Source organism: Psychrobacter sp. TB20-MNA-CIBAN-0197, from assembly GCF_040309765.1.
GTDB lineage: Bacteria > Pseudomonadota > Gammaproteobacteria > Pseudomonadales > Moraxellaceae > Psychrobacter > Psychrobacter submarinus.
In genome coordinates, this window is the sequence record NZ_JBEOPC010000812.1 from 1 (window position 1) to 262 (window position 262).

Consider the following 262-nt stretch of genomic DNA (forward strand, 5'->3'; position numbering starts at 1 on the left):
GCATGATTGATTTTAGTAGCGCTGATAGCACGCAGAGCCAAGCCCAAGGACGTGCATTTAATGCAAGCCGCACTGCCAAATCTGAGCGTTATCAACAATTATTTGACCAAGACAAATACCCCAATACCGACAATCAAGCCAAATCACATTTACTGGCGGCTATTCGTCAGCATCTGGTAACAGAACATGTGGCAGTCGCGCAAGCCAATTATCAAGCCGCACCTTTTATTGATCCAGATAGCATTGATGCAGGATCTAGTAG

1 protein-coding gene is annotated in these 262 nt (G+C 45.4%); it reads left to right on the forward strand.

Annotation, left to right across the window (positions count from 1 at the left end; all coding sequences use genetic code 11):
* Positions 1 to 262, forward strand: a 262-nt coding sequence (locus AAEY83_RS16110) for a hypothetical protein (protein WP_351060608.1), incomplete at both ends; no start/stop codon positions are given.